Below are 20,923 nucleotides of genomic sequence, written 5' to 3' on the forward strand. Positions count from 1 at the left end.
CCGGTGTCAACGCGCCGGAGCCTTTATGTTACACTGCGCACCTGAATGTTTCCCTGTGGTGTGCCCGTGGCTCAAAACTCCGTATTTCTTCCCGAACAATTCCTCGCACAGATGCGCGAGGCGCTTCCAGCTCATCTCTCTTTCGACGATTTCGTCGCCGCATGCCAGCGCCCTTTGCGCCGGAGTATTCGCGTCAATACGCTGAAAATCAGCGTCGGGGCGTTTCTGGATCTCGTCTCCCCCTACGGCTGGCAATTAACGCCAGTGCCGTGGTGTGAAGAGGGTTTCTGGATCGAACGGGATGACGAGGAGAGCCTGCCGCTCGGCAGCACCGCCGAGCACCTGAGCGGGCTGTTTTATATTCAGGAAGCCAGCTCCATGCTGCCGGTTGCTGCGCTGTTTGCCGACGGGAGCCAGCCTGAGCGGGTTATGGATGTCGCGGCGGCGCCGGGCTCTAAAACCACGCAGATTGCCGCCCGGATGAACAACCGCGGCGCGATCCTCGCCAACGAATTTTCCGCCAGCCGCGTTAAAGTCCTGCATGCCAATATCAGCCGCTGCGGGATCCACAACGTCGCGTTAACGCACTTCGATGGTCGCGTGTTTGGCGCTGCCCTGCCGGAAGCCTTTGATGCCATCCTGCTCGACGCGCCCTGCTCCGGCGAAGGCGTGGTGCGTAAAGATCCTGATGCGTTAAAAAACTGGTCCGTTGAAAGCAACCTGGAGATCGCCGCCACGCAGCGCGAACTGATCGACAGCGCGTTTCATGCCCTGCGCCCAGGCGGGACGCTGGTTTACTCTACCTGCACGCTGAATCGCGATGAAAACGAGGACGTCTGCCTGTGGCTCAAGCAACGCTATGTGGATGCCGTCGAGTTTCTGCCGCTGGACACCCTCTTCGACTCGGCCAGCCATGCGGCCACGCCTGAAGGCTTCCTGCATGTCTTCCCGCAGATTTACGATTGCGAAGGCTTCTTTGTTGCCCGTCTGCGTAAAACCCGCGCCGTCGATCCCTTGCCTGCCCCTAAGTTTAAGGTCGGCAACTTCCCGTTCGCGCCGGTCAAAGGCCGTGAGGCGGCACAGGCGCAAGCGGCTGCGAGCAAAGTCGGCCTGCACTGGGATGAGAGCCTGCGCCTCTGGATGCGTGACAAAGAGCTGTGGCTGTTCCCGGTCAACATCGAACCGCTGATTGGTAAGGTGCGTTTCTCCCGCCTCGGTATTCGCCTGGCGGAGATCCACAACAAAGGCTATCGCTGGCAGCACGAAGCGGTCATTGCGCTGGCCGGCAGTGAGAACACCTTTGCCCTGACGCATCAGGAAGCGGAAGAGTGGTATCGCGGTCGTGACGTTTACCCGGAAGACGGCCCGTCACAGGATGAAGTCATCGTGACGTATCAGGGCTATCCGCTGGGGCTGGCGAAAAAAGTCGGCTCGCGGCTGAAAAACAGCTATCCGCGCGAACTGGTACGCGATGGCCGCCTGTTTACCGGTAACAACCGCAGCGCCTGAAAAAAAGCGCATTTTTTTACTGGCGATTTCGCTCTCCTTGTCTAGGATCAAAAATGGGTGACTGCACTGGTCATACCAGATTTTGGGCAACAAACCGGAGAGCATTATGACGAAAACCAGCGTACGCATTGGCGCTTTCGAAATCGACGACGCTGAATTGCGCGGCGAATCACAAGGCGAACGAACGTTAAGTATTCCCTGCAAATCCGATCCGGATTTGTGCATGCAGCTGGACGCCTGGGATGCAGATACCAGCGTCCCGGCAATCCTTGATGGGGAACATTCCGTTCTGTACCGTGAGCATTACGACAGTAAAACCGATGCCTGGGTCTTGCGTCTTGCCTGATCCAAAGAGAACCCGCCCGAAGGCGGGTTATTTATTACTGAAGCTGCGCCAGCGTCAGAAAGCCCCCGAATACTGCCCCCGTATCAATGTAGTGCAGATTGTTAAAATCGTAGCGTTTGTCCACAGGCGTATGTCCAAACCAGAAGTGATCCGCGCCGCTAATGCCCTGCCCTTTGCCCACCATAAAGCCCATTAACCGGTCGCGATCCCACAGCACGCGCTGGGCATCCACCGGCTTATGCCAGCCATATTCGGCGGAGGGATAATCCGCATGAGCAATCACGTTGAGACCGTTTTTGCAGGATATTTCAATAATGTGGGGTAAGTCCCGACACGCGTCGAGTAAACCCTTCGCCTGTTTTTGTTGAGCGTCCTTAAGACCGGTAAACCAGTTACCGCCATTTATCGACCAGAGACTAAAATCATTATTTTTAAGCGCATCTAACGCCATTTGCTCGTGATTACCGCGTACCGCATAAAACCAGTTTTCCTGCATCAGCTGTAAACATTTTACGCTGTCAGGCCCGCGGTCGATAATATCCCCCACCGAGATCAGCAGATCCGTATCAGGATTAAAATGTCGTCGTTTCAGCTCATCCATAAGCCACTGATAGCAACCATGAATATCGCTGACAACCCAGACATGACGCCAGAGTTCTCCCTCTATTTTCTGATACATAACGCCTCCTGTAAGAAGTATAGCTGCCACAGAAAATGTCATGAACTGGCGTCGGATTTCGCGAATCCAAACAAACCATAAACCAGCCGGAAATAAAGATCGCTGCGCTATTAATCCCTTATTCCCTGGCCTTTAAAATAGAGCGGAATAAAAAGAGGGATTTTCACGTGTCAAACATACACCTGCAAAACGATGTTTTTTATCCGCATCGCACAAATATTATTTCTGAACTGGTGAGAGGAAAACGCGTTCCCGGCCCAATCTGGCACAAACGTGATTACCGGTTAAAGTTCCTTCTGCGCTCGCTTTTATTCTGGTCCTCCACCCATCGCATGCTGGAGGCCCTGTCCGGGCGCGATGATTTCGACAGGCTGCTCACCTCTCAAATTACCTTGCCGAGTAAAACTCACCGCCAGTATCTGATGCGCGGCCTGAACTCAAACGACCGGGCCGATGCTATCGTCAGCCACTATCAGTGGATTGATAGTCTGAAAAACATCGCCCTCGCCCACGCGCTGACCAGCCCGCAAGAGGTGCCGGTTGTCCGGTTCGAGGCAAAAAACGGCGAAATCTATACAGTCCACGCCTCGTCCGCAGGTAAGGCCGAACGCGAAGGCGAAAGCACGCTTTGGCTGCACGACAATGACAATACGCTGCTTGCCAGCCTGACGTTCTGTGTCGCACGCAGTAACGGCCGTACGGTGCTGGTGATCGGCGGCCTTCAGGGTCCACGTCGTCATGTTTCACGGGAGGTGATTAAACAGGCTACCCGTGCCTGCCATGGCCTTTTCCCGAAACGCGTGCTGATGGAGGTGATCTTCCAGCTTGCCTCACGCTCGAACATCAGCACGATTTTTGCCGTCAGCGATGAAGGCCATGTTTTCCGCGCGCTGCGCTACCGTCTGAGCAAAGGCCGTCATTTTCACGCCAGCTACGACGAGTTCTGGGAAGGCCTGAACGGAAAGAAACTCTCCCCCTTCTGCTGGCAGTTGCCGCTCCAGATGGAGCGTAAAGCACTGGAGGAGATTGCCAGCAAAAAACGCGCCGAATACCGTCGCCGCTTTGCGTTACTTGATGATATTGCGGCTTCCGTACAGGCGCGCATTGATCCCGCAGTCGTCTCAGGCAAAATACAAACAAAAATTTAACAAAACAGCCAAAAAGGACTGGACTTACGCCTGCCGGGTTGTGGTATGTTTGAGGCAGGCGCACAGGAAGTGAACCTTCTGCTGAGACGAAAACCGGATTTTATCGTTTATTTTCATGCGGATAAAAAGAGACCGAATACGATTCCTGTATTCGGTCCAGGGAAATGGCTCTTGGGAGAGAGCCGTGCGCTAAAAGTTGGCATTAATGCAGGCTCAATCGCCTTGCCCTTTAAGAATAGATGACGACGTCAGGTTTTCCAGTCCACAGTAAAAGTGGTCTGAAAAAAAGCGTCAGAACATCACTAAATGTGAAAAACCGCAGAGCTTTTACAAGCACCTGCGGTTTTTTTTTACTGGAAACCTGACGGCTAGCAGAGCTTTTCAGCGCGCTCAATAAACGGTGCCAGACTTTTCTTCTGCCCGGGGTTTGCCGGGTCATCCACCTGGATCACGCTGACAGGCTGTCCGTTACTTTTCCCGCTGGCCACCTGCTGCTCCGCTACGTCATTTAACGGATACTGCACGAGCGTACTGGGATTGATGACATACAGCGCGTTACCGGGACGGCAGGTGAGCATGACCTCTTCACGATTAAATGCCCAGTTGTCCTTGCCCACTTCAAACCGGCTGACGGTGATGACCTGCGGCGCGGCCAGCGCACTGCTGGCACAGGTGAGAAGTAAAAGAGAAAGCAGTGTCTTTTTCATATGTTATTTAACCTTGTCAGAAGGGTTCCCAGGTCGCGAACAGGCTGACGGCCGCCAGTACCAGCGCGCCCAGCACCACCTCTGCCTGTGTCATCCTGATAAAAATCTGTTGTTCCCGCCCGGCCTCCGGGCGAAAGCGTGGCACAAGAAAATACCGATTCGCCAGCGCAATTGCCACCATCATCATGACCAGCGCACATTTGAACAACAACAGCTGGACATAAGGCGCATGCCACGGCACGTTTATGCCAACAATAAAGAGCGTATTGATTATCCCGGTCAGCAGCACGCCTGCCACGGCGTAATGCCCCACGCGGGAGAAGCGCATCATGGTAAAGATAGCGGCTGGCTGCCAGCGGCCTTTCGCCAGACGCATACAAAACAGCAGCGGCAGTAAACCACCCACCCAGGTCGCGGCGCAGAGCAGATGAAGCGCATGGTTGAGACGATGCAATGCTCCCGGTGCGCCACCGTTCATCGCGGCATGTCCCACGCCCGCCAACAGCACCAGCTGCCCCATCACGAGCAGTAACAGCCGTGAGCCTTTTTGCGGGGTAAGCCATGCAGCGCCCGCCGTCACAGCGGCCAGCACCATTTGCCACAACCAGACGCCGCCAAATTGCGTTCCCAGCACGCTGCGCCAGACCGCCGGACGAATGACATCGCCCCAGCCGTTGCCCATCAACCCACTTTGCAGGCCAAACATCAGCAGAGCCGCCATCAGGCTGATTAAGGCCGCGAGTTTCTGCTGCCGCTGGAAACGCCGGGTCATGAGGCGCTGCAACGAAGACGGTGCAAACCAGACGCTGTAAAGCGCGTTGCCGAAAAGCAGCATCAGCGCAGCAAAATGGATAAAGCGTAACGCGACGTAGCTCAGGGCCAGCATACTATTTCACACTAAAGTGATAGCTGCCCTTGGTTTTGTGGCCGTCCACGGAGACCACGTGCCAGTCCACCGTGTAGGTGCCGGTCGGCAACGGTTTCTCAAGAGGAACAATCAGCTTTGCGTTATCCTTCTCGTCACGCTTCACCGCGCCGGTCTGGATCTTGTGCTGCTGCGCGTCCGTCACCACCACGCCGCTGAAGGCAGGCTCAATGCCTTCCGAGAAGTTCAGGGTAATGACCTCTGGTGCCACCGCAACGGTATTTTCCTGCGGGGATTGCTGCTTAAGATGCGCATGGGCCAGAGCTGAGGTCGCGGTTGCTGAAGAGAGCAGAAATGCCAGCGCGCACGCGACGCGGGAAGGGGTAAAGTGCATCACAATCATTCCTTTTCGTTATGCCTGAATGCTAAAGAATAACTCTGTATAATTAACGAGTCGAGGAACATCCTTTGCTCCCTTGTCATCGTTGAACAATCGCGGTAACGTTGCCGCCGCAGAAAAAGGAGAAGGAAATGAACGTTAACCTGGCCGCCCTTCCTCAGGACGAGATGGACAAAGTGAATGTCGATCTCGCCGCCGCGGGTGTCGCATTCAAAGAGCGTTACAACATGCCCGTCGTAGCTGAAGTGGTAGAGCGTGAACAACCCGCACATCTGCGCGACTGGTTTCGCGAACGTCTCATTGCGCATCGCCTCGCCTCCGTCAATCTCTCGCGCCTGCCGTACGAACCTAAAGTTAAATAAGCTTAACGTCTCGTTACACTTCCTTACGCGTTATGTGGCAGGATAAGAAAACCCTGATAAATTTAGGTGTAATCTTAAAATCCCAGCGACTTAGTGTATAAGGAAGTCACGATGTCACGATGGAATATTGCCGCGGCTCAGTATGCCCCGCGGCACAACTGTGTTGATGAGCACGTAAAACATCACCTGCACTTTATTGCCGAAGCTGCCTGGCATGGGTGCGATTTGATCGTCTTTCCGGAGCTTTCGCTTACCGGTCCAGGCGGAACATCCTTACCCCCACCTCCTGACGATTTGCAGCTTGCCCCCCTCCTTCACGCCGCCCAGTCACGTTTCATCACGGTGATTGCCGGTATTACGCTCCAGCAACACGGCCAGCGCCAGAAAGGACTCGCGCTTTTCACCCCTAACCTGTCGACCATCCGGCGTTATCCGCAGGGCAACGGTGCGGGTGTTATTCCTGGCGATAAAAGGTTAACCATCGTGGATAACCAGGCTGACGCCCCGGAACTGGACCCGGAGGCAACGCTGTTCACCAGCAGCCTGGCCGTGGGCGAGCACCGCTGGCGGCAATCGATCGGTTCGTTACAACGCTTCGCGCACAAGTACGCCATCGCGGTATTAATGGCGAACGCGCGCGGCGGTAGCGCGTTATGGGATGAAAAAGGTCAGCTGATTGTACGTGCCGATAAGGGAGAACTGCTGCTAACCGGTTCTTTAGGCCAACAGGGTTGGCAAGGCGATATCATTCCATTAGGCTAGGCATTTTAGGATCAGGAGCGATCAATGCTGCGCGTTATCGATACCGAAACCTGTGATTTGCAGGGTGGAATTGTGGAAGTCGCTTCTGTCGACGTGATTGACGGAAAGATAGTCAACCCAATGAGCCATCTGGTGCGCCCGGATCGTCCCATCAGTGCGCAGGCGATGGCTATACATCGCATTACGGAATCGATGGTGGCGGATAAGCCGTGGATTGAAGAGATCATCCCTCTTTACCACGGTAGCCAGTGGTATGTCGCCCATAACGCCAGCTTTGACCGCCGCGTGCTGCCGGAGATGCCCGGCGAATGGATTTGCACCATGAAGCTGGCGCGCCGTCTGTGGCCAGGGATCAAATACAGCAATATGGCGCTGTATAAGTCGCGCAAACTCAGCGTGCGAACGCCGGAAGGGCTGCATCATCACCGTGCCCTCTATGACTGCTACATCACCGCAGCGCTCCTGATTGATATCATGAATACTTCCGGCTGGACGCCAGACGATATGGCGACCATTACCGGGCGCCCCGCGCTACTGACTACCTTTACGTTCGGTAAATATCGCGGGAAGCCAGTATCGGAAGTGGCGGACAAAGATCCGGGCTATCTGCGCTGGCTGTACAACAACCTCGACAGAATGAGCCCGGAACTGCGCCTGACGCTGAAGCATTATTTAGGCGAAGCCTGAGTCCCCGCCCGGCCTGGCAGCGTATCCTGCGCCAGGCCAATCAAAAAGGCGTACTCCAGCGCCACCCCTTCATAGGATTTAAATCGCCCTGATTTCCCTCCGTGCCCTGAGTCCATATCGGTACACAGCAGCAGCAGATTATCGTCAGTTTTCAGCTCACGCAGCTTCGCCACCCATTTCGCGGGCTCCCAGTACTGCACCTGGGAATCGTGCAGGCCGGTGGTCACCAGCATATGCGGATAGGCTTTCGCCTCAACGTTATCGTACGGGCTATACTCTTTCATGTAGCGATAATAGGTTTCATCCTGCGGGTTCCCCCACTCCTCAAACTCCCCGGTGGTCAATGGAATGGACTCATCAAGCATGGTCGTCACCACGTCCACAAACGGCACCTGGGCGATAACGCCTTTAAACAGTTCAGGCCGCTGGTTGATCACGGCACCCATTAGCATGCCCCCGGCGCTGCCCCCCATGCCAAAGCAGAGCTGCGGATCGCCATAACCCTGCGCGATCAGCGCATCGCAGACATCAAGGTAGTCGTTAAAGGTATTTTTCTTTTTGAGAAATTTTCCGTCTTCATACCAGTGCTGACCCAGTTCGCCGCCACCGCGAATATGGGCAATCGCATAAACAAAACCGCGGTCGAGCAGGCTCAGCCTGCTGCTGCTGAAATCGGCGTCCATGCTTGATCCATAGGAGCCATAGCCATAGACGAGGATGGGGTTTTTACCTTTGTTGAAGTGCGCCTTGTGATAGACGAGCGATACAGGGACTTCAACGCCGTCGCGTGCGGTCACCCACAGGTGCTCACTGCGATAATTTTCCGACTCAAAACCCCGGACCTCAGCCTGTTTAATCACCTGACGCTGCCCGGTGTCCATATCCAGTTCAAACAACGTATCCGGGGTGGTCATCGACGAATAGCCGTACCGCAGGCGGGACGATTCCGGTTCAGGGTTAAAGCCGATCCACGTTACGTAAGCCGGGTCATCGAACGCAATGCCCACCACTTCGCGGGTTTTGCGGTTGATTTGGCGGATACTGGTCAGTCCGCGCTGACGCTCTTCCACCACCAGCCAGTCGGTAAACAGGGTGAACCCCTCCAGCATCACCTGATCGCGCGCGGGAATTAACACTTCCCATTTGCGTTCATCGCGCACTTTGGTTTTATAAAGGCCAAAGTTTTTGCCCTCGCGGTTCGAACGCAGGTAAAAGCTGTGCTGGAAGTGATCCAGGCTGTACTCATGATCTTTACGGCGCGGCAGGAAGCACAGCGGCTGCGCATCCGGCAGCTCTGCATCCAGCAGCAGCACTTCTGAAGTGGTGGCGCTGGAGAGGAAAATGATCACGTAGTGGCGAGACGACGTTTTGTGCAGGCTGACATAGAACGTCTCGTCTTTTTCCTCGTAGACTAATTCATCGTCGGCGGAATCGGTCCCCACCGTATGACGCCAGACCTGATAAGGCAGCAGCGTTGAGGCATGCTTTTTAACGTAGTAGACCGTTTCTGAATCGTTACCCCAGACGAAATCGGGGGAGACATTATCCAGCATTTCGGGATACCAGTTTCCCGTTTCAAGATTGCGGAAACGCAAACCGTACTGGCGGCGGGAGAGGTAATCCTCAGCCAGCGCCATAATGGCGTTATCGGGGGAAATGGACATGCCGCCCAGCGTATAAAACTCACTGTGGGCAGCACGTTTGTTGGCATCCAGCAAGATCTCCCATTCGTCCCACTCGGCGCTCAGCACAGACTGGCGCTGGTAGATGGGATATTCGTTTCCCGGCTCATAAATATGGCGATAGCGATAACCGTTTTTGCACCACGGGGCAGAGACATCACGCTGGGGGATACGCTGCACCATTTCGTTCAGGAGCTGATCCTGAAGCGCCTGCTGGCTGGCCATGACCTGGCGGCCATAGTCGTTTTCCTCGTGCAGATAGTCGAGCACCTCTGGCCGGGAACGAGAATCGTCCCGCAGCCAGTAGTAGTTATCGATACGCGTATCGCCATGCGTGGTGATCGCATAAGGAGTACGTCGGGCTTTTGGAGGCATGGCATTCTTACTTTTTCGTTTTACATCCTATAAGGTTGGCAAAACACGCGTATGATGCAAGCGAAACATGGCCTTCTAGCCCGCGAGAGTCTGCTTCTGCTGCTGAATATCCTGCTCAATTCCCTCGCGAACGTCCTGGGGGATCTTCAGCGCATCGCCCAGGGCGTTCAGGTAGCTGCGCTCCATAAAGTGATCGATATCGATGGCGGCACAGCTCAGAAAATAGAGTTCCAGCGCCTCTTCTTCGTTTTTCACGCCTTGCGCCAGACGCTGCGGATCGAGCGGCTGTTCAATGGCCTGCGCCACCAGCGCCCTGCCCTGCTCCTCAACGCCCGCTTCCCGCATCTGCTGTTCAATTGCGGCACGTTCACTGGCATCAATATGCCCGTCGCTCTTGGCTGCAAAGACCAGGGCGAGGATCAGGCGCTCGGTGCGTAAATCTAACGGCGATACCTGCTTCCCGTACTGCGGTTCATCCTGATGCGCGCTGCGCACCTTGTCTTTGTATTTGTTCCATAAGACGGAGCCTGCAATAGCCCCTCCACCCGCCAGCAGCGCGCCGGTACCGTATTTGGTAAGCAGTTTCCGCGATGATTTATTGGCAACCAGCAAACCGGCCAGCCCGCCAAGCGCACCCGGCACCAGCAGCTTGCTTAGACCCTGCTCGCCCGACGACGAGCCTTTTTGTCCCAACAGGGATTGCAGTTGATTCATCCAGCCTGACATATTTTTCCTCACGTAACAGTGCGTAATCTTCACAGCCTAAGCGAGCAGGTGTCAGGAAATGTCTGTCAGTGCTAAAGAAGCGCAAATTTCCCCCTTGTCCGGTTATCCCCATACAAGACAGACGCAAACGTTTTCGTTTATACTGCCCGCATCTTTATTCAGGGGGATTTTTATGACTCGTTTAGGAACCGCGCTGCGCCCTGCCGCGACGCGCGTCATGCTGTTGGGATCGGGTGAACTGGGTAAAGAAGTGGCCATTGAATGCCAGCGTTTGGGCGTGGAGGTGATTGCAGTGGACCGTTACGCGAACGCCCCTGCCATGCACGTTGCGCATCGCTCGTACGTCATCGATATGCTTGACGGCAATGCCCTGCGGGCGTTAATTGCCGAGGAAAAACCGGATTTCGTGGTGCCTGAAATTGAGGCCATTGCCACTGAGATGCTGGTTGCCCTTGAGCAGGAAGGCCAGCGCGTAGTGCCTTGCGCCACTGCGGCAAAACTGACCATGAACCGGGAAGGCATTCGTCGCCTGGCGGCAGAAGAATTACAGCTCCCGACCTCCAGCTACCGTTTTGCCGGGGATAAAGCTGCGTTTCTCCAGGCCGTCGAAGAGATTGGCTACCCGTGCATCATTAAGCCGGTAATGAGCTCCTCCGGCAAAGGGCAGAGCTTTATCCGCGACAGCAGCACGCTGGACCAGGCCTGGGACTATGCCCAGCAGGGCGGTCGTGCCGGTGCCGGGCGCGTCATCGTGGAAGGCGTGGTGAAGTTTGATTTCGAAATTACCCTGCTTACCGTCAGTGCCGTGGACGGCGTTTATTTCTGCGACCCGATTGGTCATCGTCAGGAAGACGGCGATTATCGAGAATCCTGGCAGCCGCAGCAGATGAGCGCGCTGGCGCTGGCACGCGCGCAGGAGATCGCCCGCAAGACGGTGCTGGCGCTGGGCGGCTACGGCCTGTTCGGCGTGGAATTGTTTGTTTGCGGCGACGAGGTGATCTTCAGCGAAGTCTCCCCTCGCCCGCACGATACCGGGATGGTTACGCTGATTTCACAGGATCTCTCCGAGTTCGCGCTGCACGTGCGCGCTTTCCTCGGCCTGCCGGTTGGCGGCATCCGTCAATACGGCCCGGCAGCCTCCGCGGTGATCCTGCCGCAGCTGACCAGCCAGAATGTCACCTTTGATAACGTCGAAGGTGCGGTTGGTGCAGGCTTACAGGTCAGACTGTTCGGCAAACCGGAGATCGACGGAAGCCGTCGTCTGGGCGTGGCATTAGCAACCGGGGAAAACGTGGACGAAGCCGTCGCGAGAGCGAAAATAGCGGCCACTGCGGTAAAAGTGACAGGGTAAATAACTAAAGGCTGGTCAACTAAGCGACCAGCCACATTACATAATTAACATTGTTCCGTTTCTATCGCTTCCATTCGTATTCCATATCCTCGTAGGCTTCATTCGTTTTCGAGATGAAAACAAAAATACCGAGGCCAATAAAAATAACGAAGGGAATGATGATGCTCGCAATCAGTTCCCAGATTGCTGGCGGATCGTTTTGCGCCAGGAAACTGATACGATAGGCAATGAGGGATAACACGCAGAATAAAGCCGCCATCCCCGCAGGATAAAGGGGATTACTCCAGTTACACCAGGTAAGTTTTTTTGGGATAGCTGTCTTCATGGAGGAAAGCGAAGTAATACAAAATTTGTTTTTGTCTGAATAAGCTGCCAGTTGCTCCCCCTGGGCATATTTGACCGCATCCGCCGCAAATGCCAGAGCCAGCCACCGATACCCGGCACTCTTTGCGCCCAGAGAGGCATCGATATCCAGCCGTTCCACCGTGAGCGCTTTTTTATCCAGTGCCTGCATTAATGGATATTTTTCAATACGGGACAGCCCGGTATACCAGAGATTTTTCGGCGTAAGTACCGAACCCGTCTCAAGGAAGACCGCCATTTTGTCCTCTACATCGGTCACGTCAGACATAGGCTGATATAAATATACCGGTTTTTCGCCCTCCTCCCGGACATAATGACTGGTCAGCAGGAATGCACATGCATTTTCCATGCTCTTTGATTCGCCGCTTTCTTCATGTAAATCAACGATAACAATCAACCGGTTTTCAACTCTGTAATCAGATAAGTTCATCCATTGGCTAACGATCGCGTAGTCAGGACATTCTGTGCTGTACTCAATTTTACACGTGCTTGCCGTTTCAATACCCAACCGCTCCAGAGTGCGCCTCAGTTCATCAATGCAGGATCCTCTCCCTCCGTGAACCCAGACAACGGTTTCAAAAATACGGTAGTTATAGTCCTTCAATTTTTCTGCCATCGGGTCCAGTAAGCGGTAAAACATCTGTTCATTCCTGGTCTGGTCGAAGCGATCTTCCAGCTGAATATTAACCGGCGTTTTCGGTGCCAGCGGAAATTCGCCTTCCAGTTTCAACATATTCAGCGCGGGTTCCTCCAGGGGGGTGATTGCAGACCATGCTGCGATAGCGATATTTTTTCGCGCATACGCCTTTAAATTAATCTCCTGCTCTTTTGCTATGAATTTTCGGGTTTCAGCATAATGAATGTTGGCGTCATGAAATATGAAACTTGTAAAAACTAGCAACGATACAACACAGATGGGCAGAATAACTGAAGGCACAAAAAAGAGAGCCGTAACGTGTTCCTGTTCAGGCCAGGTGAGAGCCCGGATCGCGAGGCCCATTGCGACGGCTATCACATAGAGGAAAACAATCATGACGACTGGCACAGTGGAATCCGGGTCTGGCTGTTGTTTGTATAACCACCACGCGCGCATTACGAAGCTCCCGCCACAGGTAAGGTACTTTTGATTTCACATCCACACGCCGCGCGACAGCCATCTACCACAACCCCACGGCCATGCATGGTCCAGGTTGGGTGACATTCAGTGATTGCGAACGTCCCTTTATGGAGCGGACACTGCGCAAGATCATCTTTTAAGGCCACGGGCTGCCCCATAAAGTCTGCCCCAGAGGCCTTAGTGACTTTTCCTCCGCTTATCAGCGGATCGTTTAACCTAATGACGCCTTTCATCGCTTTATCTCCCTATTTTCCCGCATCCATGTTGCATTGCATGTGCTCCCAGCCGGTATAGCCTTTCACGTCGGGTACGCTGTCGGGTAAATCTTGCCAGTTAGCCTTAAGTTGCTGCGTGCTGCCCTCGAGCCCCTGCTTAGTCATGTAGACCATTCCCCACGCCCAGCCAGGGGAACGGGGGTCCAGCTTCCCGCTGACTTTATTTCCCATTCCGTCATCCACGGTATAGGCAATCCCCGGCCCGCCGGGCAGAATGCGCGGGTCTTCAAATGGCTTTGATGACATATACAGCCGGTGTTTGGTCTGTAAAAAACCCTGGTCGTTGACGACGGTGAAAGAAATAATATCCTCATAGGATGGTTGGTTAGTACCATCGGGCTCATTAGGCCCTACCGAAAAAAACTGGGGAGACCATGTTTTACCATAATCTTTAGAAATCATTGTTCCTGGGTCATCCCAGGTGGGTATGGCAATATATCGTTCAGAAGGATGAACAAATTTTTTGGTGAAAATCCGATAAAATTGACTGACGGGCCTGGTATGAATACCCCGAAAAGTATCCGTATACCAGAGTTCACCTTCGCAGCCCCAGCCTTTCAATTCGAGAAAACGGTGATCATCGAACCGGTAAACAACCTGTGTGGGCGGTTCTTTAGCCTGGCATCCGGTCGCCAGCACAACGGACGTCGCTGCGAGAACGGTACATAATCCTTTCATCAGTTATCGCCCCGCATCCATATCACAGCGCATATGATCCCAGCCGGTGTACCCCTTCACTTCGGGTACGCTGTCGGGTAAATCTTGCCAGTTAGCTTTAAATTGCTGCGTGCTGTGCTTAAGCCCCTGCTTAGTCATATAGACCATTCCCCAGGCCCAGCCAGGGAAACGGGGGTCCAGCGTATCGCTTACTTTATTTCCCATTCCGTCATCCACGGTATAGGCAATCCCCGGCCCGCCGGGCAGAATGCGCGGGTCTTCAAACGGTTTTGACGACATATACAGCCGGTGTTTGGTCTGTAAAAAACCCTGATCGTTGACGACGGTGAAAGAAATAATATCCTCATAGGATGGTTGGTTAGTACCATCGGGCTCGTTAGGCCCTACCGAAAAAAACTGGGGAGACCATGTTTTACCATAATCTTTTGAAATTATTGTTCCTGGGTCATCCCAGGTGGGTATGGCAATATATCGTTCAGAAGGATGAACAAATTTTTTGGTGAAGATCCTGTAAAATTGGCTAACAGGTTGGGTATGAATACCCCGCCGAGTATCCGTATACCAGAGTTCACCTTCGCAATCCCACCCTTTCAGTTCGAGATAACGATGATCATCGAACCGGTAAACAACCTGTGTCGGTGGTTCTTTCGCCTGGCACCCGGTTGCCAGCACAACGGACGTAGCTGCGAGAACGGTACATAATCCTTTCATCAGTTATCGCCCCGCATCCATATCACAGCGCATATGATCCCAGCCGGTGTAGCCTTTCACGTCGGGTACGCTGTCGGGTAAATCCTGCCAGTTTGCCTTAAGTTGCTGCGTGCTGCCCTCGAGCCCCTGCTTAGTCATGTAGACCATTCCCCACGCCCAGCCAGGGGAACGGGGTTCCAGCTTCCCGCTGACTTTATTTCCCATTCCGTCATCCACGGTATAGGCAATCCCCGGCCCACCGGGCAGAATGCGCGGGTCTTCAAATGGCTTCGACGACATATACAGCCGATGTTTGGTCAGTAAAAAACCCTGATCGTTGACGACGGTGAAAGAAAGAATATCCTCATAAGGCGCGTAGTCATCGCCATTGGGTTCATTATGATTTGGTGAAAACGCTACGGAGTGCCACGTTTTCCCATAGTCCTTAGATACTATGAATCCACTCGCGCCCCATCCCGTCAGTGCAATATATCGCTCTGATGGATGAATAAATTTACGGGTAAAGAGTCGATAAAACTGACTTACGGGTTCGGTGTGAATGCCTCGCTTAGTATCCGTGTACCAGAGTTCGCCTTCACAATCCCAGCCTTTCAGTTCGAGATAACGATGATCATCAAATCGGTACACCACCTGCGTTGGTGGTTCTTTCGCCTGGCATCCGGTCGCCAGCACAACGGACGTAGCTGCGAGAACGGTACATAATCCTTTCATCAGTTATCGCCCCGCATCCATATCACAGCGCATATGATCCCAGCCGGTATAGCCCTTCACCTCGGGTACGCTGTCGGGTAAATCTTGCCAGTTAGCCTTAAGTTGCTGCGTGCTGCCCTCGAGTCCCTGCTTAGTCATGTAGACCATTCCCCACGCCCAGCCAGGGGAACGGGGGTCCAGCTTCCCGCTTACTTTATTTCCCATTCCGTCATCCACGGTATAGGCAATCCCCGGCCCGCCGGGCAGAATGCGCGGGTCTTCAAACGGTTTTGACGACATATACAGCCGGTGTTTGGTCAGCATAAATCCCTGGTCCTTAACAACAGTAAAGGAAATAATGTCATCGTAGGGCGGTGAAGAATCTCCATTTGGTTCGTTAGAACCCGCTGAATAAAACTGAGGGGACCAGGTTTTACCATAATCTTTTGAAATTATTGTTCCTGGAGAGCCCCAGGTAGGGATAGCTATATAACGCTCCGATGGATGTATGAATTTTTTGGTGAAGATCTTGTAAAATTGGCTAACAGGTTGGGTATGTATACCCAGCTCAGTATCCGTGTACCAGAGTTCGCCTTCGCAGCCCCAGCCTTTCAGTTCGAGATAACGATGATCATCGAACCGGTACACCACCTGCGTTGGCGGTTCTTTCGCCTGGCATCCGATCGCCAGTAAAACAGCAGTGGCCATCAGACCCATAAATGATATTTTCATGCTCTATCCTTAAGCCAGTTGACTGTCACTTATGGGCTTTGGCATGTCCCATTGCAGATTTGCGACGTCCTGATTCCCTGCGACAAGATCACTGGACGGCTTGACAGTCGTTGCATTATTGAACTTATTTACCACCCCATACTCACCTTTCGGCAGCACGTCATATGGCTTATTCATGAAAAATTTGGTTGTAGGTTCATCTAGCTTACCCGTCCGGTAATATGCCCTTGCATAGGGATTTTCATTCTGAGGATCGCGCCAGTCCGCACGATGTAACAACCCTTCCCAAAATTTCCCCGCCTGATAATCGAATGATTTGCACTGCCCAATAGCCAAATCAAACGCCATAGCGTGCGATGGCGCAAATTCGCTCATCACAATAGAGGAGTGCTGGCTGTAGCCTACCGGGTCAATTTTCTGCCATTCCGCTTGCAGTTCTTCCGGTGTTTTCTTCCAGGTAAGGGTAACTAACTGAAAATCACGCGAACCTGACACCTCACCATAAATAACCTCATGCTTGCGTTCAAAACTCTCTTCTTTAAGCTCTGAAGCAGATAAAACGTGACCAGGCTGCCAGCCAATATTTTGATAGCGGTTCACAGCAAAGGTTGTCGTTACCGTGCGCTTAATGGCGCTGGCTTTGGCGGAATAGGAAATGTAGGCGTCCGGGCTGGCCGGATCGACATAATAGGTATACGGTTTATCACTGGTTTTAGGATCGTTATCCGGGTGATTATCCTCCCCCTGGAGTTTGAAAATAAAAGGTTCCGGTAACTCCTCACCGTTTATTACCACATCGCGAGCGCTGTAACTGGCGTTCGTGAGAAAGGCATATTTTGCATCCCCCTCATTTCGCGGCGGTAACTCAAAGGGGTTAGCGTCAGGGATGTTTCCTACTTCACCATGCTGGTAAAACACACGCTGAAACAGATTCGGTATATCACTGGCAATATTCTGAGGAATGCCCCGCCAGCCAAACCCCTGCACATTCTCCAGCGACACGACGCCATCGTTCGGGCAAAAGTAGTTATACACTTTACCGTCGTTGCTTCGGCAATATCTGTCATCCGTTCGCAGCGGATTATCGGAAGGTTTACGCAGGGTACAGGAGGCCTCCAGAGCCTGTAATTCGCTCTCTGCCATTTTCCCACCCCCTTTCCATTGCGTATGCATCAGGCGACAGAAATTTTTAAATGTCTGCTGTCTGGCATCGTCGGTCTGTTGATAACCCGGCTGAATATTTTCAGCCACGCGCGACTCAAGAGAATACGGTGAGTGATTAAGAATCACACAGTTTACCGGAGCATACCCGGCCTGTTTCACCAGCATATTTGCCAGCATAGTAATAATCGTGCCCTGACTGTGAGCGACGATATTGATAACATCGTTTTGAGTTACTAACGGCTGACGAATCTGAATAATCAAATCCGCCAGCCGTTGAGCGGCAAAAAACTGGTAAATGCGGTGCGGGTTTTCATAAATGGGATGGGTAAAATCGCCATCATTGAAGTGCAGCGAGGCAAATCCCGCAGCGGCAACGCCGAAGCCACCGGCGCCGGGTCCCAGCATATCCGGGATCGTCGTCGTTGCGTTGGCAAAGGTCCCGCCCCCCTTGGCAAAACTCGTATCAAGTGCATTTTTAAAGTTATCGTTCTGGTACTGAAACGGCCCTTTTCCGTCATTACCCAGCGACTTTTTATTCGTCTCGTTATCTTCCTGGTATGCATCATAGGGAAGATGCGCTTTGTCACTCAGCTTCCCGACCTCCTCCCGGTAGCGCTTCTGGTCCGCCCGGTAATCAGCATGCGTAACCGGTTTATATCCCCAGTAAAACGGGATGATGGGGGAACGCCCTGGAGTGATAATTCTGTAGTCTTTCCATTCGTGGGCGTAAAAATCCTGCCGGTTAAGTCGCTTACCCAGCCCGGCAAGTATACCTTTCTCCTGGTTCTGGTAGGCTTCACCCACGTCGTTCACGCCATGGACGAGGATCACAATGCCGGGCATCGGGCGCGGTATCCCGACGTTGCGCGTCTGGGCGACTTCGCCCAGGGTTTTGTGTACCGGAATATCGCCTTCTGATACCACCCGTGGAGCGTAGGGTTTTGTCTTCGCCTCCGTCATTCCATTATCTCCATTTTATAGCTGTCGAGGTCGTCAGCATCGAGCAGGGGTGAACGACCGCAGCTGTCCGTCACGCCTTCCACCCTCTGTCCGGATGCACTGGTCAGCCTGAATTTTTTGTTTGCCAGAATTTGCTCCGGATCATCGCCGGCGTGCAGTTTGTAGCGAAGTTTAAAGGCGCCTTTCTCAAAGGATGGCGTCGGTACCGACACACTTTCCGGACCGTCGTATTTCAGGCTCGGCGCTTTGAGCTCAATGCCCGTCGGCGAGAAAATGGTGACCAGTCCGGTCGGGCTGATACGGATCCCGCCGCCCCCGCAGACAAACTGCATTCCCTTTCTGGCACTGCCGTTCATTTTCCCGGCGGTGCTCGTCAGCGTGAAATCCTGCTGCGACAGCATGTGCATTTCGCCCCGCTGCGCCTGCGTCGTAATATCCCCCGCACCGGCAATCATCTGGATGCCGAGTTTGCGGGCAAACAGCGACAGTTTTTCCCCTACGGCCAGCGAGAATTTTTTCACCACATTCACGCTGGCATTCCCGCCCGCTGTGGCAATCAGGTCTTTCCCGGCGGAAAGTTGCAGGCTGTCCGGCGTAACCAGCGCAATTCCACTTTTTCCATATGCCAAAATACCGGGCTCCGCGAGATGACTCAGCGTCTGGCTGAGCGCATTTTGCCGATCGGTTTCCACATTACTCGCGCCTGCCGTAAGCGCACTTTGCTGTAGGGTCATCGCCAGCGACAACGCCTTTTCAAGTTGTGCAATAGCCGCTGTCATATCCAGTTGCTTCCCCCCCGCGCGGGGCTGGGCTTCCGTGGTGATCATCACGCCTTTCGCAGCACGCAGCGCCATCCAGTCGTCGGTGCGAGCCTCCACACCTTCCCCGCGCTTTTTGCCTTCAGCATCAACCAGGTGACCCACACTCACTTGCCCTTTGCCGTACTCCGTAGCGATTTTGATGTGCTCCTGCCCGCGACGATCTTCAAGACGGATCTTGTTCAACGCGGCTGTGCGGATCACGTTTCGGGTATCGTTACGGTTTGTGACTAAATCCGGGTGGCTGCCGTCGTGCATGACATGCGCGATATAAGGTCTGTCCGGGTCGCCGCCTTCGAAACCAACGGCAACTTCAGTCCCCTCCAGTAGCGGAAAGTGAATACCAAAGGTGTCACCGGCGTACGGCCTGCCGAGGCGTACCAGGGCGCTTTCGAATCCGACCCGTTTTTCATCAAGGTCAAAATCGAACTTAACCCTGTAGCGCCCAACCGCATCAAGTCCGGCATAGGTTTTATCTCCCCCGATAGCCTTCACTCTGGCGGGCACCGTTCCGGCTATCACCGGCCGGGATAAGTATTCAGGACGGAAGCTATAGCCCTGGATATAGGGGATCCCAGAAAGTACGGCGCGATAGTGTTCAGCACGGCTGCCGCGGATAGTCATCGCAGTTATCACAAACCCGGACTTAAACCCGTCAGGTACAGGCCCTGAGGGATAAAACATAATGCCTGGCTGAAGCTCGGGATCGCTGGTTGTCGCCCCCAGAAGACTCTGTCCGTTCAACAGGCGTTCATAACGCAGACGAGCGTAAAATGCGGCGGTTTCCGCCTCTTCACCGTGAAAATCCCCCGCAGTCAGATAGTGATCGGCATAGTGATAGTGTTGGCCTGTCGTTACACCTTCGGGAATATCGCTCGTTTTAACGGTCTTATCCGTCTGCGGCGATTGCGGGTCACGGTAGTTATAGGTGCGAACCAACACATTTTTGGGGATCAGGCCGTGCTGCTCCTCCAGATCGGTAATGTATTCGCTATAACTGGTCATGCCTGAATGTCGGACATAAGGCATCTGTTTGTCGCTGAAGTTGTAACGACGCGCAGAATCCCCAAAAATAACGACGGTTTCCGTTTTCACTTTGTTGTGATTCTCAAATCGGAACCAGATCCCTATCTCTGCCAGCAGCCGACGGATGAACCGCAAATCGGTTTCTTTCCACTGAACGATCATTTCCCGTCGTGGATAACTGTGGCTCAGTTGGTCAAAATCAATGTTGTAGCCGTCAAAGTGACCACTGTCCTTCATCAGCTTTGTAACGAGCTCCGGGACTGTCATGTTCATGTAAACCGCAGAACGGTAATTTTGATCCAGCAGCGCCAGCTCATGCTCCAGCACGCATTCATACAGTGCTTCGTCACCTGAAGACATCAGCCGCGAAAATTGGGTGATCGTGCCATTAATCTGGCGAACCGGCAGCCAGGAGGTTTGCCCATGCCATGAGGCTTCCAGATTGGGTGCACGCAGAATAAACTCAGCCCTTTGATTAAGAACAGCATTAATGGCAATGTTTAGATCCGGACTGGTAAAGCGAATGGTATAGCGATAAGGCTCGCTTAATATCTCTTTTCCTGTAAAAGAATGAACATCTGAAATAACATTTTTGCTACGCGGGAAATACAATAAATATCTGTTTAACGTGTCCTGCCTTTGAGCTACCTCAGATTCCCCTGACATTATTAGCTATCCTTTTAACAAACATTCCGTTCATTAAAAACAATACACCCATCGCTCCCCCATTAAAATACCCAACTTCAGGTTGAATTAATTCACGGGAAGTGAATCTATTCACAGAATAAAT

Annotated in this window: 22 protein-coding genes; 8 read left to right on the plus strand and 14 right to left on the minus strand. The window is 53.3% G+C overall.

Annotated features, from left to right (window positions below):
• Positions 1 to 45: 45 nt before the first annotated feature.
• On the plus strand, positions 46 to 1,509 hold the full coding sequence (gene rsmF, locus ACOTX4_RS13250; protein ID WP_045329828.1) for a 16S rRNA (cytosine(1407)-C(5))-methyltransferase RsmF: 1,464 nt from the start codon (positions 46 to 48) through the stop codon (positions 1,507 to 1,509).
• A 106-nt stretch (positions 1,510 to 1,615) separates the two neighbouring features.
• Positions 1,616 to 1,855 carry a YebV family protein gene (locus ACOTX4_RS13255; protein ID WP_003859885.1) on the plus strand — a complete coding sequence of 80 codons (240 nt, stop codon included), beginning with the start codon at positions 1,616 to 1,618 and terminating at the stop codon, positions 1,853 to 1,855.
• Positions 1,856 to 1,889: 34 nt separating this feature from the next.
• On the opposite strand, the gene pphA is transcribed toward ACOTX4_RS13255, so the two are convergent.
• The gene (gene pphA / locus ACOTX4_RS13260; protein ID WP_421635390.1) at positions 1,890 to 2,534 is read right to left on the minus strand and encodes a protein-serine/threonine phosphatase; all 645 of its coding nucleotides are present in this window, start codon (positions 2,532 to 2,534) and stop codon (positions 1,890 to 1,892) included.
• A gap of 167 nt (positions 2,535 to 2,701) precedes the next feature.
• Between pphA and ACOTX4_RS13265 the strand changes: the two genes are divergently transcribed.
• Together ACOTX4_RS13265 and ACOTX4_RS13270 are read left to right on the plus strand one after the other, a co-directional pair.
• On the plus strand, positions 2,702 to 3,682 hold the full coding sequence (locus tag ACOTX4_RS13265; protein WP_045329835.1) for a VirK/YbjX family protein: 981 nt from the start codon (positions 2,702 to 2,704) through the stop codon (positions 3,680 to 3,682).
• A gap of 45 nt (positions 3,683 to 3,727) precedes the next feature.
• Positions 3,728 to 3,925, plus strand: coding sequence for a hypothetical protein (locus ACOTX4_RS13270; protein WP_032609507.1), 198 nt, complete (start codon positions 3,728 to 3,730; stop codon positions 3,923 to 3,925).
• A gap of 125 nt (positions 3,926 to 4,050) precedes the next feature.
• Here the strand turns inward: ACOTX4_RS13270 and ACOTX4_RS13275 are convergent, their stop codons facing one another.
• The 3 genes from ACOTX4_RS13275 to yobA are packed head-to-tail and all read right to left on the minus strand — an operon-like array spanning position 4,051 to position 5,648.
• Entirely contained in the window at positions 4,051 to 4,389 is a 339-nt protein-coding gene (locus ACOTX4_RS13275; protein WP_003859787.1) for a YebY family protein, read from the minus strand.
• A gap of 16 nt (positions 4,390 to 4,405) precedes the next feature.
• Complete coding sequence (copD, locus tag ACOTX4_RS13280; protein WP_045329843.1) at positions 4,406 to 5,275, minus strand: copper homeostasis membrane protein CopD; 870 nt, start codon at positions 5,273 to 5,275, stop codon at positions 4,406 to 4,408.
• Position 5,276: 1 nt separating this feature from the next.
• A complete protein-coding gene (gene yobA, locus ACOTX4_RS13285; RefSeq protein ID WP_045329847.1) occupies positions 5,277 to 5,648 on the minus strand; it encodes a CopC domain-containing protein YobA in 372 nt (123 codons plus the stop codon).
• 137 nt (positions 5,649 to 5,785) lie between these two features.
• On the opposite strand from yobA, the gene ACOTX4_RS13290 reads away from it, so the two are divergent.
• From ACOTX4_RS13290 to exoX, 3 genes are all read left to right on the plus strand, one after another.
• A complete protein-coding gene (locus ACOTX4_RS13290) occupies positions 5,786 to 6,016 on the plus strand; it encodes a DNA polymerase III subunit theta (RefSeq protein ID WP_003859784.1) in 231 nt (76 codons plus the stop codon).
• A gap of 111 nt (positions 6,017 to 6,127) precedes the next feature.
• Positions 6,128 to 6,778, plus strand: coding sequence for a carbon-nitrogen hydrolase family protein (locus tag ACOTX4_RS13295; RefSeq protein WP_003859783.1), 651 nt, complete (start codon positions 6,128 to 6,130; stop codon positions 6,776 to 6,778).
• 24 nt (positions 6,779 to 6,802) lie between these two features.
• The gene (exoX, locus tag ACOTX4_RS13300) at positions 6,803 to 7,465 is read left to right on the plus strand and encodes an exodeoxyribonuclease X (protein ID WP_015570288.1); all 663 of its coding nucleotides are present in this window, start codon (positions 6,803 to 6,805) and stop codon (positions 7,463 to 7,465) included.
• Here the strand turns inward: exoX and ptrB are convergent.
• A complete protein-coding gene (gene ptrB, locus ACOTX4_RS13305) occupies positions 7,447 to 9,522 on the minus strand; it encodes an oligopeptidase B (RefSeq protein WP_045343596.1) in 2,076 nt (691 codons plus the stop codon). The genes exoX and ptrB overlap by 19 nt on opposite strands.
• 75 nt (positions 9,523 to 9,597) lie before the next feature.
• The gene (locus tag ACOTX4_RS13310) at positions 9,598 to 10,248 is read right to left on the minus strand and encodes a tellurite resistance TerB family protein (protein WP_032609515.1); all 651 of its coding nucleotides are present in this window, start codon (positions 10,246 to 10,248) and stop codon (positions 9,598 to 9,600) included.
• 172 nt (positions 10,249 to 10,420) lie between these two features.
• On the opposite strand from ACOTX4_RS13310, the gene purT reads away from it, so the two are divergent.
• Positions 10,421 to 11,599 (plus strand): formate-dependent phosphoribosylglycinamide formyltransferase, encoded by a 1,179-nt coding sequence (gene purT / locus ACOTX4_RS13315; protein WP_023314341.1) that lies wholly within the window; start codon positions 10,421 to 10,423, stop codon positions 11,597 to 11,599.
• 61 nt (positions 11,600 to 11,660) lie between these two features.
• On the opposite strand, the gene ACOTX4_RS13320 is transcribed toward purT, so the two are convergent.
• Genes ACOTX4_RS13320 through ACOTX4_RS13355 form a run of 8 tightly spaced genes read right to left on the minus strand, consistent with a single transcriptional unit; the run spans position 11,661 to position 20,799 of the window.
• The gene (locus ACOTX4_RS13320; RefSeq protein WP_045329856.1) at positions 11,661 to 13,055 is read right to left on the minus strand and encodes a hypothetical protein; all 1,395 of its coding nucleotides are present in this window, start codon (positions 13,053 to 13,055) and stop codon (positions 11,661 to 11,663) included.
• Positions 13,055 to 13,312 (minus strand): PAAR domain-containing protein, encoded by a 258-nt coding sequence (locus ACOTX4_RS13325; protein ID WP_023324870.1) that lies wholly within the window; start codon positions 13,310 to 13,312, stop codon positions 13,055 to 13,057. The genes ACOTX4_RS13320 and ACOTX4_RS13325 overlap by 1 nt, the downstream gene beginning before the upstream one ends.
• Positions 13,313 to 13,324: 12 nt before the next feature.
• Entirely contained in the window at positions 13,325 to 14,032 is a 708-nt protein-coding gene (locus ACOTX4_RS13330; RefSeq protein ID WP_032659013.1) for a T6SS immunity protein Tli3 family protein, read from the minus strand.
• Between the two features lie 3 nt (positions 14,033 to 14,035).
• On the minus strand, positions 14,036 to 14,743 hold the full coding sequence (locus tag ACOTX4_RS13335) for a T6SS immunity protein Tli3 family protein (RefSeq protein WP_047653736.1): 708 nt from the start codon (positions 14,741 to 14,743) through the stop codon (positions 14,036 to 14,038).
• Between the two features lie 3 nt (positions 14,744 to 14,746).
• Positions 14,747 to 15,454 (minus strand): T6SS immunity protein Tli3 family protein, encoded by a 708-nt coding sequence (locus ACOTX4_RS13340; protein ID WP_039264792.1) that lies wholly within the window; start codon positions 15,452 to 15,454, stop codon positions 14,747 to 14,749.
• Between the two features lie 3 nt (positions 15,455 to 15,457).
• Positions 15,458 to 16,165 carry a T6SS immunity protein Tli3 family protein gene (locus tag ACOTX4_RS13345; protein ID WP_045329866.1) on the minus strand — a complete coding sequence of 236 codons (708 nt, stop codon included), beginning with the start codon at positions 16,163 to 16,165 and terminating at the stop codon, positions 15,458 to 15,460.
• Between the two features lie 9 nt (positions 16,166 to 16,174).
• Entirely contained in the window at positions 16,175 to 18,289 is a 2,115-nt protein-coding gene (locus ACOTX4_RS13350; RefSeq protein WP_063937663.1) for a T6SS effector phospholipase Tle3 domain-containing protein, read from the minus strand.
• Positions 18,286 to 20,799, minus strand: a complete 2,514-nt coding sequence (locus tag ACOTX4_RS13355) for a DUF2345 domain-containing protein (RefSeq protein ID WP_045618036.1) — start codon at positions 20,797 to 20,799, stop codon at positions 18,286 to 18,288. The genes ACOTX4_RS13350 and ACOTX4_RS13355 overlap by 4 nt, the downstream gene beginning before the upstream one ends.
• Positions 20,800 to 20,923: the final 124 nt, after the last annotated feature.

The sequence above is a fragment of the Enterobacter cloacae complex sp. IR5459 genome, from assembly GCF_049238005.1.
Taxonomy (GTDB): Bacteria; Pseudomonadota; Gammaproteobacteria; order Enterobacterales; family Enterobacteriaceae; genus Enterobacter; species Enterobacter hormaechei_C.

Bases quoted from the DNA above. Each gene is read 5' to 3' on its own strand.
- ACOTX4_RS13335 (WP_047653736.1), bottom strand. From the start codon at position 14,743: ATGAAAGGATTATGTACCGTTCTCGCAGCTACGTCCGTTGTGCTGGCA.
- ptrB (WP_045343596.1), bottom strand. From the start codon at position 9,522: ATGCCTCCAAAAGCCCGACGTACTCCTTATGCGATCACCACGCATGGC.
- ACOTX4_RS13270 (WP_032609507.1), top strand. From the start codon at position 3,728: ATGTTTGAGGCAGGCGCACAGGAAGTGAACCTTCTGCTGAGACGAAAA.
- ACOTX4_RS13330 (WP_032659013.1), bottom strand. From the start codon at position 14,032: ATGAAAGGATTATGTACCGTTCTCGCAGCGACGTCCGTTGTGCTGGCG.
- ACOTX4_RS13340 (WP_039264792.1), bottom strand. From the start codon at position 15,454: ATGAAAGGATTATGTACCGTTCTCGCAGCTACGTCCGTTGTGCTGGCG.
- ACOTX4_RS13325 (WP_023324870.1), bottom strand. From the start codon at position 13,312: ATGAAAGGCGTCATTAGGTTAAACGATCCGCTGATAAGCGGAGGAAAA.
- pphA (WP_421635390.1), bottom strand. From the start codon at position 2,534: ATGTATCAGAAAATAGAGGGAGAACTCTGGCGTCATGTCTGGGTTGTC.
- exoX (WP_015570288.1), top strand. From the start codon at position 6,803: ATGCTGCGCGTTATCGATACCGAAACCTGTGATTTGCAGGGTGGAATT.
- ACOTX4_RS13355 (WP_045618036.1), bottom strand. From the start codon at position 20,799: ATGTCAGGGGAATCTGAGGTAGCTCAAAGGCAGGACACGTTAAACAGA.
- ACOTX4_RS13255 (WP_003859885.1), top strand. From the start codon at position 1,616: ATGACGAAAACCAGCGTACGCATTGGCGCTTTCGAAATCGACGACGCT.
- ACOTX4_RS13310 (WP_032609515.1), bottom strand. From the start codon at position 10,248: ATGTCAGGCTGGATGAATCAACTGCAATCCCTGTTGGGACAAAAAGGC.
- purT (WP_023314341.1), top strand. From the start codon at position 10,421: ATGACTCGTTTAGGAACCGCGCTGCGCCCTGCCGCGACGCGCGTCATG.
- ACOTX4_RS13320 (WP_045329856.1), bottom strand. From the start codon at position 13,055: ATGCGCGCGTGGTGGTTATACAAACAACAGCCAGACCCGGATTCCACT.
- ACOTX4_RS13295 (WP_003859783.1), top strand. From the start codon at position 6,128: ATGTCACGATGGAATATTGCCGCGGCTCAGTATGCCCCGCGGCACAAC.
- ACOTX4_RS13350 (WP_063937663.1), bottom strand. From the start codon at position 18,289: ATGACGGAGGCGAAGACAAAACCCTACGCTCCACGGGTGGTATCAGAA.
- rsmF (WP_045329828.1), top strand. From the start codon at position 46: ATGTTTCCCTGTGGTGTGCCCGTGGCTCAAAACTCCGTATTTCTTCCC.
- copD (WP_045329843.1), bottom strand. From the start codon at position 5,275: ATGCTGGCCCTGAGCTACGTCGCGTTACGCTTTATCCATTTTGCTGCG.
- ACOTX4_RS13275 (WP_003859787.1), bottom strand. From the start codon at position 4,389: ATGAAAAAGACACTGCTTTCTCTTTTACTTCTCACCTGTGCCAGCAGT.
- ACOTX4_RS13345 (WP_045329866.1), bottom strand. From the start codon at position 16,165: ATGAAAATATCATTTATGGGTCTGATGGCCACTGCTGTTTTACTGGCG.
- ACOTX4_RS13290 (WP_003859784.1), top strand. From the start codon at position 5,786: ATGAACGTTAACCTGGCCGCCCTTCCTCAGGACGAGATGGACAAAGTG.
- yobA (WP_045329847.1), bottom strand. From the start codon at position 5,648: ATGCACTTTACCCCTTCCCGCGTCGCGTGCGCGCTGGCATTTCTGCTC.